This window comes from Allobosea sp. GW823-FHT01F03 (assembly GCF_058798075.1).
Genome location: NZ_CM179505.1, coordinates 2,497,524 through 2,510,076, shown reverse-complemented (window position 1 = coordinate 2,510,076; position 12,553 = coordinate 2,497,524). Strand labels below are relative to the sequence as shown.

Annotated in this window: 12 protein-coding genes; 9 read left to right on the top strand and 3 right to left on the bottom strand. The window is 69.1% G+C overall.

The annotated features are described in order from the left end of the window. Positions 1-146 precede the first annotated feature (146 nt). Entirely contained in the window at positions 147-908 is a 762-nt protein-coding gene (gene cnbZ / locus AC3RCC_RS11935; protein WP_492258531.1) for a 2-amino-5-chloromuconate deaminase CnbZ, read from the bottom strand. A 149-nt stretch (positions 909-1,057) separates the two neighbouring features. Here cnbZ and AC3RCC_RS11930 point away from each other — a divergent pair, with 149 nt between their 5' ends. From AC3RCC_RS11930 to AC3RCC_RS11920, 3 genes are all read left to right on the top strand, one after another. Beyond that, entirely contained in the window at positions 1,058-1,978 is a 921-nt protein-coding gene (locus AC3RCC_RS11930; protein WP_291646741.1) for a LysR family transcriptional regulator, read from the top strand. 303 nt (positions 1,979-2,281) lie between these two features. Then, positions 2,282-2,662 carry a GTP pyrophosphokinase gene (locus AC3RCC_RS11925; protein WP_492258530.1) on the top strand — a complete coding sequence of 127 codons (381 nt, stop codon included), beginning with the start codon at positions 2,282-2,284 and terminating at the stop codon, positions 2,660-2,662. 190 nt (positions 2,663-2,852) lie between these two features. Then, positions 2,853-6,278 carry a hypothetical protein gene (locus AC3RCC_RS11920; protein WP_492258529.1) on the top strand — a complete coding sequence of 1,142 codons (3,426 nt, stop codon included), beginning with the start codon at positions 2,853-2,855 and terminating at the stop codon, positions 6,276-6,278. 100 nt (positions 6,279-6,378) lie between these two features. On the opposite strand, the gene fliP is transcribed toward AC3RCC_RS11920, so the two are convergent. Continuing rightward, positions 6,379-7,134, bottom strand: a complete 756-nt coding sequence (gene fliP, locus AC3RCC_RS11915) for a flagellar type III secretion system pore protein FliP (protein ID WP_465247465.1) — start codon at positions 7,132-7,134, stop codon at positions 6,379-6,381. A 154-nt stretch (positions 7,135-7,288) separates the two neighbouring features. Next, the gene (locus tag AC3RCC_RS11910) at positions 7,289-8,809 is read right to left on the bottom strand and encodes a flagellar biosynthetic protein FliO (RefSeq protein ID WP_492258528.1); all 1,521 of its coding nucleotides are present in this window, start codon (positions 8,807-8,809) and stop codon (positions 7,289-7,291) included. 233 nt (positions 8,810-9,042) lie between these two features. Between AC3RCC_RS11910 and flgB the strand changes: the two genes are divergently transcribed. The 6 genes from flgB to flhB all read left to right on the top strand — a co-directional run bounded on the left by flgB (position 9,043) and on the right by flhB (position 12,498). Then, positions 9,043-9,426: a flagellar basal body rod protein FlgB gene (gene flgB, locus AC3RCC_RS11905; protein WP_492258527.1), complete on the top strand. Its 384-nt coding sequence runs from the start codon at positions 9,043-9,045 to the stop codon at positions 9,424-9,426. Between the two features lie 41 nt (positions 9,427-9,467). Next, positions 9,468-9,878 (top strand): flagellar basal body rod protein FlgC, encoded by a 411-nt coding sequence (gene flgC, locus AC3RCC_RS11900; protein WP_492258526.1) that lies wholly within the window; start codon positions 9,468-9,470, stop codon positions 9,876-9,878. Positions 9,879-9,907: 29 nt separating this feature from the next. Beyond that, on the top strand, positions 9,908-10,234 hold the full coding sequence (gene fliE / locus AC3RCC_RS11895; RefSeq protein WP_291634403.1) for a flagellar hook-basal body complex protein FliE: 327 nt from the start codon (positions 9,908-9,910) through the stop codon (positions 10,232-10,234). A gap of 82 nt (positions 10,235-10,316) precedes the next feature. Continuing rightward, positions 10,317-10,583, top strand: a complete 267-nt coding sequence (gene fliQ, locus AC3RCC_RS11890; protein ID WP_291634401.1) for a flagellar biosynthesis protein FliQ — start codon at positions 10,317-10,319, stop codon at positions 10,581-10,583. A 77-nt stretch (positions 10,584-10,660) separates the two neighbouring features. Beyond that, entirely contained in the window at positions 10,661-11,419 is a 759-nt protein-coding gene (gene fliR, locus AC3RCC_RS11885; protein WP_291634399.1) for a flagellar biosynthetic protein FliR, read from the top strand. Between the two features lie 11 nt (positions 11,420-11,430). Beyond that, the gene (gene flhB / locus AC3RCC_RS11880; RefSeq protein WP_291646755.1) at positions 11,431-12,498 is read left to right on the top strand and encodes a flagellar biosynthesis protein FlhB; all 1,068 of its coding nucleotides are present in this window, start codon (positions 11,431-11,433) and stop codon (positions 12,496-12,498) included. Positions 12,499-12,553: the final 55 nt, after the last annotated feature.

Below are 12,553 nucleotides of genomic sequence, written 5' to 3'. Positions count from 1 at the left end.
AACTCACAAAAAAAGCGCCTCGCGGCCTCGCCGAGGCCGGTCTGGCCATGTCGATCCCGCGGCGGCGCCGACGCCACCCATCTGCGAGGATGCATCCGCGTCTCATGCGTTCCCGTTCCGGCAACGCGTGAGACCCGGACAGGCCTTCAGAGCTGCGTATCGATCACGATCTCTCGCGACAGGCCGCGCACATCCATCTCGTAATCGAGCACCGCCACCGGCGGCCGCGAGAAATGCCAGACCAGATCGGCGCCGTTCCCCGTGACCGGGGCCAGCACGTCCGCCAGCAACGGATGGATGTCCTGCGCCGTGTAGACGTTGACCGTCATGGCGTCCCGCCATGTCCGGCCGAGTCCGGCGAGGCGCCGCTCCATCTCGCCCATCACCCATTCCGCCTTGGCCCTGACGCCCTCGGGCGAGACATCGCCGAGCCGGATCGTGCCCTCGGCATAGCTGGCGGCGCCCTCCGGGGCCTCGCCGCTACCGGCCACGATGAAGCTCGGGCGCGCCGCGGCGTCGGGAACGGTATAGCTGAAGGCGTGCAGCGAGACCGTCTCGGGCTTGCCCAGCTCCGGGCAGATATTGGTCCGCGCGACCGGGTTGACCTTGCCCTGAAGCAGGCCCCACTGCTCGAGCCGCGAGGCATACACCTTGTTCAGCGCCGCAAAGCCCGCCTCGGAGAACGGCTCGGGCGAGCGCAGCTCGCAGGAGCAGAACGCCGTCAGCGGCCGGCCGATCCGCTTCAGATGGGCTTCGATCGCCGCCAGGCCCTGCTCCAGCGGAAGCGGCGCGGACAGGCGCGCCCTCTCGATCCGGAAGCCCGGCTCGGCCACGACGCCGCCGGAATACTGGAACACCGCCGGAATGAACCGGTAGCTGCCGTCTTGACTGGATTGGGTCGAATACATCGGATCGGCTCCTCGTCACGCTCTGGCATTTTTTTAAGAGACCGGCCGAGCGCTCAGCCAGATCGGAATCGCAGAACGAGCGTTGCCGACCCGGCAACGCTGCTCTAGCCTTCGGAGCGGCTGGTGGTCGGGCCGCAAGGCTCCCTCCAATGTCCCTCACCCGATACAGATACTTCGCCGCCGTCGCCGATCATGGCTCGGTCCGTGAAGCGGCTGACGCGCTGCGTGTCGCCCCGTCGGCGGTCAGCCGCCAGATCGCCGGCCTCGAGGAGGAATACAGCGCAGCCCTTTTCGAACGCCGGGCGCGCGGCATGCGCCTGACCACGGCCGGCGCCGCGGTGCTGGAAACGGCGCGCACCGTCCTGAACTGCGTCCAGCGGGCCCGTTCGACCATCGAGGAGCTGCAGGGCATCAAGCGTGGCCATGTCCGGGCCTGGACCGTCGAGGGCGCGATCGACGATTTCTTCTATCCCGCTTTGGCGCGTTTTTCCGAAGCGCATCCTTCGGTGGGCTTCGAGGTGATGATCGCAAGCTCGGACCAGCTCGTGCAGCGCCTCCTGCATGACGAGGCCGACCTGGTGGTGGCGTTCAACCCGACGCTGCATCGCAGTGTCGCCTCGCTGGCGGAAATCGCCGACCCGCTGGTCGTGGCCGTCCGCCCCGGTGATGCCTTCGCAACGCGCTGCTCGGCGACCATCGCCGAGATCGGCGCGCTGCGTCTGGCCTTGCCCGACCGGACCTTCGGCATCAGGCGCCTCGTCGACGACGTCGCCGCGGCGACCGGCATCGAGCTGAAGCCGGCGCTGGTCACGAACTCGATCGAGTCGTTGCGTTGCTTCGCCCGGGCCGGCATGGGCGCCAGCGTCGTGACCAGTTTCTCGATCCAGCGCGACGTCGCCGAGGGGCGCCTGATCGGCATCCCGATCCAGGGGCGCAATCTACAGCGGGCCTGCGTCAAGATCTGCGTGCGGAAAGGCCGGAACCTGCCACCGGCGGTACGGGCGCTGGCAAGGCATCTGGCCCGCAGCGCGCGCGACTACACCTCGCGGAAATACGAGAGCACGCCCTGACGACGACCGGCGGCTGGGGCGCCGGCGGCGGTCGCAGCCCCGTGCCCTGCAAGAGGCCGTGGCGTAACGGCCGATGAGCCGAGCCGAGCCGCTTGATTTGCGCTTCTCGGATTTTTCCGACACACTGCCCAGACCTCGCCGACCCATGAGGACGCTTAGCTTAGCCGAAGATACCGGCACAATTCGCGTCGCGTTCTCCGCCGTTGCCTTGGCAACATGCGCAGGAGAAGAGGGATGAGAGCAGTCAATCGAGCTATCGAGATCGCGGCCGAGGCGCACTCTGGTCAGCAGGACAGGACGGGCATGCCTTCCATCGCCCACCCAATGCGGGTCATGGCGGGCTTTCTCTTCGCAGGACACGAGCAACTGGCCGTGATCGCCGCTCTGCACGACGTCGTCAGGAGCACCGATTGGACACTCGGACGACTGGCCGATGAGGGCTATTCGGTGAAGACGGTCGAGGCGATCGCCTCGCTCATGCGCGCCGAAGAGGAGGAGTATCTCGCCTATGTCGAACGCGCGACGGCCAATCCGCTTGCGCGCCTCGTGATGGAAGCGGATGTCAGGGACCAGAGCGACGAGGTCCGCCTCTCGAAACTGCCGCAGACGGCACAAGCCCGCCTTCGCCGGGAATATGGCGAAGCTCTGGATCTGATTGCCGGAGCACCGCTCGCCAAGACCTGATCAGCCAGCCGACGGTTCGGGAAACCGGGTCGGGCGACGATGCCTGCGCATTGTAAGGATCCACCGCCCTCCCCGCGCATCCCTTGCCGGCGCCCCTTAACCGCCCGTTATCCTTGACGGGCTAGCGTCGCCCCCGGGGTGGAGCGTTGTTTCCATGCCCGTCTGGTCGCGTTGGGGTTGAGTGGCAGTCTTGCGTATCCTGCGGTCCCTGAGCTTCGGCATCGGTCTGGCGGCGATGAGCCTTGCGCTCGGCCAGAGCCAGTCGGCCCTGGCCGCCAATGCCGAACTGCGTGGCGAGGCGATGCAGGCCGGCTTCGGTCGCCTCGCCTTCACCTTCGACGAGCCGATCACGACCCGGGCGCGCGTCTCCAACGGCGTGCTGGTCGTCGGCTTCAGCCAACCGGTGAAGGTCGACCCCAGCCGTATTTCCAGGGAACTCCCGGCCTATGTCTCGCTGGCGCGGGTCGATCCGGATGGCCGGGGCCTGCGCTTCGCACTCGCCAAGACCTATCGCGCAAACCTGCTCGAAGCGGGCGACCGCGCCTTCATCGACCTCCTGCCCGAGAACTGGGTCGGGCAATTGCCGGGCCTGCCGCCCGAAGTCCTCGCCGAGCTGACCAAGCGCCTCCGCCTCGCCGAGTCGCGGGCACGCGATACCGCCCGCGCCCCGGCGCCGGAGCCGAAGCCGCTCGGCTTCCGCAGCGTGCGCCTGCCGACGCTCGACCGGCTGATGTTCAACGCGCCTGCCGAGGCGCAACTGACCCCCCGGCTCGACAATGGCCAGCTGACGCTCGCCTTCGACCAGCCGCTGCAGCTCGAGGCAGGGAAGATCCGTTCGCTGCTGCCGGCGGGCTTCACCCTGGAAAGCTCCGGGAACGAAGGCGGCGGCACCGAGCTCGTCTTCAGCGTTCCCAAGGAACGCGAGCTGCGCAGCTTTCGCGAGGACCATGGCTGGACCGTCGATCTCGCCCACCCGGCAGCGGCGACGGCACTGACGCTGTCGGCCCTGGAGGCCGGCACTGCCGCCCGCGGTTCGCAGCCGGCCGCGCCGCCGCAGGCAGCGGCCGTGCAACCGAAGGCAGCGCCCGCGAGTGCGGCCGCCACTCCCGCGACCCCGCTGGCGGCACCCGCTGCCCCTGCAGTCCCTGCGCCAGTCGCGGCTCCGGCTGCGGTCGACCCGGCCCCGAGGGACATTATCGTCAGCGCCGTCGCCAATGGCGATGGTGGCCGCCTCGATTTCCGCTTTTCCCGCCCCACCGGCGCCGCTGCCTTCGCCGAGCCCGGACTGGTGACGCTCGTCTTCGACACTCGCGACACGCTCGATCCCGACCGGCTGAAAGGCCTGCTGCCCGCCTTGATCCGCGACGTCACCGTGACTCGGGAGGCCAAGGTCACCGTGCTGCGCCTGCGTACCCGCAGCCAGCAGATCACACGCCTTTCCGATGACGGCGCGAGCTGGTCGCTCTCCTTCGGCGAAAAGCTCGGCAAGCCGGCCTCGGCTCTGGCGCCGCGGCGCGAAACCGATGAGCGCGGCCAGATCGTGGTTGCCGTCCCGGTTCCCGGCATGACCGGCGTGCACTGGCTCGAGAATCGTGACGGCGGCGCGCCAATGGCGGTCGCGACCGCGCTCGGCCCGACCCGTGCCGTCTCCAAGCCATATCGTTTCGTCGAGTTCGGCCTGCCCCAGACCGCCCATGGCATCGCCGTCAGCGCGCTGGCGGACGACGTCATGGTCAGGGCCGGCACGGACGCCGTGGAGATCGCTCGCAATGGCGGCCTCGTCGTCAGCCTCGATGCCGACAAGCCGAACGAGCCGGAAAAGAAGGCGACCGACAGCGCCGCCGCGCCGCTGCTCGACGCGCAACGCTGGTCGAGCCTGCGCACCGACGATGTGCGCGCGCGGACCCAGGAGCTGCTGCGCGATGTCGCCGATGCCTCGCGCGGCCGCAAGTCGGAAGCCCGGTTGGCCCTGGCCCGTTTCCTCGTCGCCAACGAGATGCTGCCCGAGGCGGCCGGCCCGCTCAACGCCCTTCTCGCCGACGACCCTGCGATGCGCGGCAACCGCGAGGCGCTTTTCCTCAAGGGCGTGATCGCCACGCAGATGCACCGCCATGCCGAGGCGCTGAAGGCCTTCGACGCCGGCCCGATCAAGGAAGAGGCCGAAATCGGCCTCTGGCGGGCGCTGGTCGAGCAGCGGCTCGGCCGCAACGCTCCGGCCCTCGCCGGCTTCCGGCGGGCCGAGACGATACTCGACGGTTATCCGCCCGATCTGCAGGCGCAGTTCCGCCCGGCCATGGCCCGCGCCGCACTCGCCATGCAGGACACGCTGGTGGCCGAGCGCCAGATCGCCCATCTCGCCGAGCTGTCGGCGAGCCTGGTCCCGGCCGAGGACCTCGCACTGCTGCAGGCCATGCTCGACGACGCCAGCGGGCGACCGGAAGCGGCGCTCAACGGCTATCGTGCGCTTTTCGAGGCCGTCAGCCGGCCGGTCGCCGCCGAGGCGCAATTGCGCGCCGTCAGGCTCGCCCGCGCCGAGAAGCGGCCGGAGCTCTCGGTCGACGAGGCGGCGGCCCGGCTGGAGACCGTCTCGGCGATCTGGCGCGGCGGCGAGATCGAGATCGAGGCCCTGGCCGAACTCGGGCGCATCTATGCCCAGCAGCAGCGCTGGCGCGACGCCTTCCAGGTCGCCCGGAGGGCGAACGAGAACTTCCCCGACCATCCCGCGACCCGCCTGCTGCACGACGAGACCGCCCAGCGCTTCGAGGCGCTGTTCAGCGATCCCGACATCGAGAAGCTGCCACGCCTCGAGGCGCTGGCGCTGTTCTACGACTTCAAGGAATTCCTGCCGGTCGGCCGGCGCGGCGACGAGATCACCCGGCTGCTCGCCGACAGGCTGGTCGAACTCGACCTGCTCGATCAGGCCGGCGACATCCTGCACTACCAGATGGAGAAGCGCCTGAACGGCGCCGCGCGATCCACCGTCGCTGCCCGCCTCGCCATGATCCGGCTGATGAACCGCAGGCCGGCGGAGGCGCTGCAGGCCCTGGTTTCGACCCGCCTCGCCGAGCTGCCCGGCGACGTCAAGCGCGCCCGCCTGCTGCTCGAGGCCAAGGCGCTCTCCGATCTCTCGCGCACCGACCAGGCGCTCGACCTGCTGGAAGGCGAGAGCGGGCCGGAGGTCGACCGGCTGCACGCCGACATCCTGTGGAACGGCCGCCGCTGGCGCGAGGCCGGCGAGGCGCTGGAACGCATCCTCGGCGAAAGCTGGCGCGGCGAGGCCCCACTCGGCGACGGCGAACGCGGCGACGCGATGCGCGCCGCCATCGCCTATGCCATGTCCGACGAGGCGCTATCGCTCGACCGCCTGCGCACCAAATTCGCCGGCAAGATGGCCCAAAGCCCCGACGCCCGGCTGTTCGCCTTCGTCACCGGGGCGAGCCGCGCCAGCGCGGCCGACATCCGCGAGGTCGCGCGCTCTGCCGCCGGCTCCGACACGATGCAGGATTTCCTGAAGGCCTATCGCAAACGCTATCCGGCATTTTCCAGCGCGGTCCGCGACAAGCCCCAGGCCGACAACGCAGACGCGCCGCCGCCGCCCCGCCCCGGCCAGGGCTGAACGCGCACGCCACTGAAACACCACCGCACCGTCATTCCGGCTCGCCCTGGAACGACGGCGTGGTTCGGGCGCAAACCGAAAAAGCGCGCGGCCGAACCGATCAACTCCCATAGCTCTTCACCAGCGAGCCGGCGACCAGTCCCCAGCCATCGACCAGCACGAAGAAGATCAGCTTGAAGGGCAGCGCCACCGTCACCGGCGGCAGCATCATCATGCCGACCGACATCAGCACCGAGGCGACCACGAGGTCGATGATCAGGAAGGGCACGAACAGCAGGAAGCCGATCTCGAAGGCGCGCCTGAGCTCCGAGATCATGAAAGCCGGCACCAGCACCTGGATCTGGATGTCCTCGGCCCGCTCCGGCCGCGGCTCGCGCGACATCTCCAGGAACAGGGTCAGATCCTTCTCGCGGACATGTTTCAGCATGAAGTCGCGAAACGGCACGATGCCGCGGTTGAAGGCTTCCTGCGGCTGGATCTGCCCGGCGATCAGCGGCGCCCCGGCAACGCGATAGGCCTCCTTCAGCGTCGGCGTCATCACGAAGCCGGTCAGGAACAGTGCGAGCCCGATGATCACCGCATTGGGCGGCGCCGTCTGCGTGCCGATCGCCGAGCGCAGCAGCGACAGCACCACCGCGATGCGCGTGAACGAGGTCACCATGATCAGGATCGACGGCGCCAGCGAGAGCACCGTGATCACCGCGATCAACTGAAGCGCCCGCTCGGTGACGCCACCCCCCTGACCGAGATCCAGCGAGAGCGTCTGCGCCAGTGCCGGGGCGGGCAGCCACAAGCCGAACAGCGCCAGGCAGAGCGGCAGCGAGACGAGCGCGGCCATGCCCGCCCGCTGCCTCATCCCCGATCTCTTGGAATATGTCTCGCCCATGCGCCTTCCCTGCCCGAATCAAGGCGCGGGCCGGAAAAACGCTAGTGCATGCGCCGGGGGGCTGCGAAGCGCTTTCGCCCCTTCATCCCCTGCCGTCTGGCCGGCGCCGGGCCGGCCGGGCCGCTCAGCCCTTCGGCTTCGGATCGCGCCCGAGCAGGCGCGCGAATTCCGCCTCGATCGCATCGACGGAGAACGGATCGGTCTCCTCCGGCTTCGGCTCGGCCGGCTTGGCTGCTTCGGGCGCCGGCTGCTCGACCTTGGCGACCTCGGTCACGGTCTCCGCAGGCACGGCCTTAGAAGGCTTCGGCTCGACAGGCTTGGCCTCGACGGGCTTGGCCTCAGCAAGCTTGGCCTCAGCAGGTTTGGGCTCGGCGGGTTTGGGCTCGGCGGGTTTGACGTCAGCGGGCTTGACCTCGGCGACCTTGGCTTCGACGGCCTTGGCCTCCGAAGGCTTCGCCTCGGCCGGCTTCGACTCCGCGGCAGGCGCAGCCGGCAAGACCGGCGGCGCCGCCTCGGGCGATTGGGCCTGCGTTTCCGGCTTGGCCGCGGGCGGGGGCTCGGCCGAGGAACGGGGCGTCTCCGCCCTGGCCGGCTCGGTCTCCGCAGGCCCGGCGCTGGCGGCGGGCTGCGGTTTACGCTCCGGCGCGGCGACGACGGGCGGAACGACCATCGGCGCCTCTGCCGGGCGCGCCGGACCGGGCTTCAGCCCCAGCGCCATTTCCAGCTCGGCCTCCATGTCGAGGACCGGGCGCGACGAGGCCGGGATGCCCGGAGTCGGCAGCGGCGGCTTCGGCTCGCTGACCGGCGCAGGCGGAGCGATCTTGGCGGCCGGCGGAACCGGCACGACCGGAGGGACGGCCGGCTGGGAGGGCTCGACCTCGGAACGCGCTCCGGCCGCGGACGGGCGGACGGCGGAGAACGGGCGCTTCAGTGCCTCCTCGAGCTGGCGGGCCATATCGCCGAGCTCGGCCTGACCAGCCGCGGCGGCTTCGCGCGCACTCTGGGCGACCGCGGCCGAGGCCACCACCGCGGCGGCTGCAACCGGCGGCACCACGGGTTGCGGCGCAGGGCGCACCGGCGGGATCGGAGGCAGCGGCTGAGCGGTCGGGCGCGGCGGCGGCGGCAAAGGCTGCTGGCGCGGAGGCGGCGCCGGCATCGCAGGCGCTGGTGCGGGAGGCTCGGGCATCATGGGGATGGGCATCGGCGCCGGCTCGGCCAATGGCGGCGCACGGCGCGGCTCTTCGGCAGTCTCGGGGCGCAAGGGCAATTCGGGCGGCACCAGCGGCTCGAGCGCCAGCGGACGCTCGGACATCCCCTCGCTCGGCAGCGGCGGCGCGACCCGCGCCCCGCTGCGCATGATATTGGTTTCGATGACGACGTCGGAGGCCCCGCCGATCATCACGAGATGCTCGACATTGTCGCGCCGCACCAGCACGAGCTGGCGCTGCCTGTCGAGGTCGTGGATGTCGACCACGCCGAGCCGCGGCTGGCGGGTCCTGCCGCTGGCCTGGCCCTTGAACCTGAGCCGTCCACCGCTGATCCGCCGCAGGATGAAGGCGAAAAGGGCCACCAGCACGAGCACGATCGCGAAGGCGATAATCCAGCGCAGGCCGGTCGAGAGTTCGAAGCCAAACAAAGTCTGCAAGGTTTGCCTCATGAAGCGACGCGACAGCCACGCGCAGCCTTGCTTTTAAAGGCTGCTCGCGGATGAACCCGCAGCCTATACCACAAGGCCCGCGAATTCGGGAGACATGGTTACCGGATGGTTAACCGGATTGTCACCAATTGCCGATCTTAACGGGACGTTAACCATGCACCCGGCAATAATTTCCCAGTTCCGCGCTGATGCGGCGCGTCCCGGGGCCGGAGATCGGAGCCATGTCGAACAACGGCCTGAACCTGATGGGCGCCCTCAAGACGCGCATGCACTGGCACCAGAGCCGCCAGAAGCTGCTCGCCGAGAACGTCTCCAATGCCGACACGCCGCGCTTCAAGCCGCACGACCTCAAGGCCCCCTCGCCCGCCGGCGGCAGCGTCGTGCTGGCGCAGACCTCGCCGCTCCATCTCGGCCCGGCCGGAAACAGCAACGGCTTCGGCCCGCGCGACCCCAAGCGCTTCGAGACCACGCCGAGCGGCAACAGCGTCAATCTCGAGGACGAGATGCTGAAGGTCGCCCAGAACCAGTCCGATTATCAGCTCGCCGCCTCGCTCTACAGCAAGGGGCTCGGGCTGATGAAGATCGCCATCGGCAAGGGGCGCTAGCAATTGGGCCGCGAAGAATTGGGCCGCTGAGGAGAAGCACTATGGATCTGCTCAAGAGCATCGCGGTGGCAGCTTCCGGCCTGCGTGGCCAGGCCGGGCGCATGCGCGTCATCGCCGAGAACCTCGCCAACGCCGATTCGACACCGGATCGCGCCGGGGTCGACCCCTATCGCCGCAAGATCGTCACCTTCCAGGGCCGGCTCGACCGCGAGCTCGACGCCCAGGTGGTCGAACTCGGCCGGGTCGCGCGCGACCGCGGCGCCTTCCGCACCAAGCTCGACCCCGGCCACCCGGCCGCCGACGCCACCGGGCAGGTCAAGCTGCCGAACGTCAACTCGCTGATCGAGAGCATGGACATGCGCGAGGCCCAGCGCAGCTACGAGGCCAACCTCAACGTGATCTCGTCGACGCGCCGGATGCTCCAGCGCACCATCGACATCCTGCGCGCCTAGCCCCTCAAAGCCGAAGCGGAACGCCAGCCATGACCACCTCCAGTTTCGCCGCCGGCGCCTACGCCTCGATGCAGGGCATCGGCGCGGGCGGATTGCTGAAGAAGCCCGCCAGCGTCGGCACGGCCGGCGCCGCCGGCATGCCGGACTTCTCCTCGCTGCTCGGCAAGGCGCTCGAGACGACCGCCCAGAGCGCACGCGCCGCCGATGTCCAGACCGCCAGCGTCGCCGCCGGCCGCTCCGACATCGTCGATGTCGTCACCGCCGTCGCCGAGAGCGAGGCGGCGATCGAGACACTGGTCGCGGTGCGCGACCGGGTCATCGCCGCCTATGAGGAAATCATGCGGATGCCGGTCTGACCGGCCGGATTCTCCTGGAACCGCGCCTGTCATTGCGGGCGCCCCGGTCAAAAATGAAACAGCTCTTGTCGGAAACCGCACCATGACCTCCGGAGCCATCCTCGACGTCGCCCGCGACGGCATCGTCGTCTTCCTCAAGGCCGGCGCGCCGCTGATGCTGATCGCACTGGGCGTCGGCCTCGTGGTCTCGCTGTTCCAGGCCCTGACCCAGATCCAGGAACAGACCCTGGTCTACGTCCCGAAGATCCTCGCAGTCTTCGGCGCGCTGCTGCTGTTTTTGCCGTTCATGGGCGACGCGCTGGCGGGCTATATGGGCAGGGTCGCCGTCCGAATCGCCACGGGCGAGTGATTCTCGCGCCCGGCCGCCCCATTCCGGGGCGGAAGACCGATGGGCGCAGTCGCTGGCGCGGAAACCCTGGGCTGCCGATGCAGATCGCCATCCTGCCCGAGATCAGCGCCCTGTTCGTGTTGGTCTTTGCGCGCGTCGGCACTCTGGTCATGTTGATGCCCGGCATCGGCGAGCGCTTCATCCTCTCGCGGGCCCGGCTCTCCCTCGCCTTTTTCGTCGCCCTCGTGATGTTGCCGATGGCACGCGGCACGATCACCGTGCCGAGCGATCCGGCCGGGCTCGGCGGGCTCCTGATCAGCGAGATCCTGATCGGACTCGCGCTCGGCTCCTGCGTCCGCCTGCTCATGGGAGCACTGCAGACCGCCGGCCTGATCGTCGCCCAGACCATGGGCCTCGGCTTCGCCATGACCGTCGATCCGAGCGGCGGCATGCAGAACCCTTCGATCGGCAATCTGCTTTCGATGCTCGGCATCACGCTGATCCTCGCCTCGGACCTGCACCATGTCGCGCTGGTCGCGATCCATGAGAGCTACCAGTTGCTGCCGCCCGGCGGCTTTCCCGATGTCGGCGACCTGCTCGGCCTGGCGGTCAAGGCGATGGCGAGGGGCTTCGCGCTGGCGGTGCAGATCTCGGCGCCGTTCATCGCCTTCGGACTGCTGTTCAATCTCGGTCTCGGCGTCCTCGCGCGGCTGATGCCGCAGATGCAGGTCTTCTTCCTGGCGATCCCGGCCTCGATCCTCGGCGGCATGCTGGTGCTGCTGGCGGCGATCGGGGTGATGATGGGCGTCTTCCTCGAAGATCTCGGCGCCTTCCTGCGCCAGCTCACCGGCCTCTGAGCGGAGGGGGCATGGCCGACGAACCAGACAAGGACGACCGCACAGAGGAGCCGACGCAGCGAAAGCTCGATCAGGCGGTCGAGAAGGGCGATGTCCCGCGCTCGCAGGAGATCGGCACCTTCTTCGTGCTCTGCGGCTTCACCCTCGCCTTGCTCATCGCGGCCGGCTCGGCTGCGCGCGAGGCGACGCTGCAATTGCGCGCCTTCCTGATGAACGCACATCAGGTGCCCTCCGGCGGCGACGCCATCTTCCAGGTCACCGCCAAGGGCGTGATGACCGGCTTCACCGCGCTCGCCCTGCCGCTGGGTTTCATCCTCGTCGCGGCGCTGGCCGGCGCCCTGATCCAGCACAAGCCGCTCTGGACCACCGAGCCGCTGATGCCGAAATTCAACCGGATCTCGCCCATGGCCGGCCTGAAACGGATCTTCGGCAAGGAGGCCTGGGTCAACTTCGCCAAGGGCCTCGCCAAGATCATGCTGGTCGGCGTCGGGGTCTGGATGGTGCTCTGGGGCGAGCGCGACCACCTCCAGGCCTTCGCGCAGATGGATGTGCGCGCGCTGCTGCCGGCCGTGCTGGTCCTGACCATCAAGCTGATGGCCGGGGTGCTCGCCATCTTCGCCATCATCGCCATCGGCGATTTCGGCTATCAGCGCTTCTCCTGGTACCAGCGCCAGCGCATGACCAAGCAGGAGCTCAAGGACGAATACAAGAACACCGAAGGCAATCCCGAGGTGAAGGCCAAGCTGCGCCAGCTCCGGGCCCAGCGCGCCCGCTCGCGCATGATGGCGCAGGTGCCCAAGGCGACTGTGATCATCACCAACCCGACCCATTTCGCGGTCGCGCTGCAATATGAGAACGGCCAGGGCGCCCCGGTCTGCCTCGCCAAGGGCGTCGACGCCATTGCGCTGAAGATCCGCGAGGTCGCCGGCGCGCACGAAATTCCGATCGTCGAAAACCCGCCTCTGGCCCGGGCGCTCTATGCCACTGTCGAGATCGACGAAGAAATTCCTGTCGAACACTACCAGGCGGTGGCCGAAGTCGTCGGTTACGTCTTGCGCCTGAAGCGCCGCCGCGCCTAACTCGCGGGCTGGCGCGCGATCGCAGGATCGCCGCGCCCGCTGCCCGCCGGGAGCG

What these genes read in the sequence shown, in the direction of transcription:
- cnbZ (WP_492258531.1), bottom strand. Translation starts at nt 908, where the DNA reads ATGTATTCGACCCAATCCAGTCAAGACGGCAGCTACCGGTTCATTCCG.
- AC3RCC_RS11930 (WP_291646741.1), top strand. Translation starts at nt 1,058, where the DNA reads ATGTCCCTCACCCGATACAGATACTTCGCCGCCGTCGCCGATCATGGC.
- AC3RCC_RS11925 (WP_492258530.1), top strand. Translation starts at nt 2,282, where the DNA reads ATGCCTTCCATCGCCCACCCAATGCGGGTCATGGCGGGCTTTCTCTTC.
- fliP (WP_465247465.1), bottom strand. Translation starts at nt 7,134, where the DNA reads ATGAGGCAGCGGGCGGGCATGGCCGCGCTCGTCTCGCTGCCGCTCTGC.
- flgB (WP_492258527.1), top strand. Translation starts at nt 9,043, where the DNA reads ATGTCGAACAACGGCCTGAACCTGATGGGCGCCCTCAAGACGCGCATG.
- flgC (WP_492258526.1), top strand. Translation starts at nt 9,468, where the DNA reads ATGGATCTGCTCAAGAGCATCGCGGTGGCAGCTTCCGGCCTGCGTGGC.
- fliE (WP_291634403.1), top strand. Translation starts at nt 9,908, where the DNA reads ATGACCACCTCCAGTTTCGCCGCCGGCGCCTACGCCTCGATGCAGGGC.
- fliQ (WP_291634401.1), top strand. Translation starts at nt 10,317, where the DNA reads ATGACCTCCGGAGCCATCCTCGACGTCGCCCGCGACGGCATCGTCGTC.
- fliR (WP_291634399.1), top strand. Translation starts at nt 10,661, where the DNA reads ATGCAGATCGCCATCCTGCCCGAGATCAGCGCCCTGTTCGTGTTGGTC.
- flhB (WP_291646755.1), top strand. Translation starts at nt 11,431, where the DNA reads ATGGCCGACGAACCAGACAAGGACGACCGCACAGAGGAGCCGACGCAG.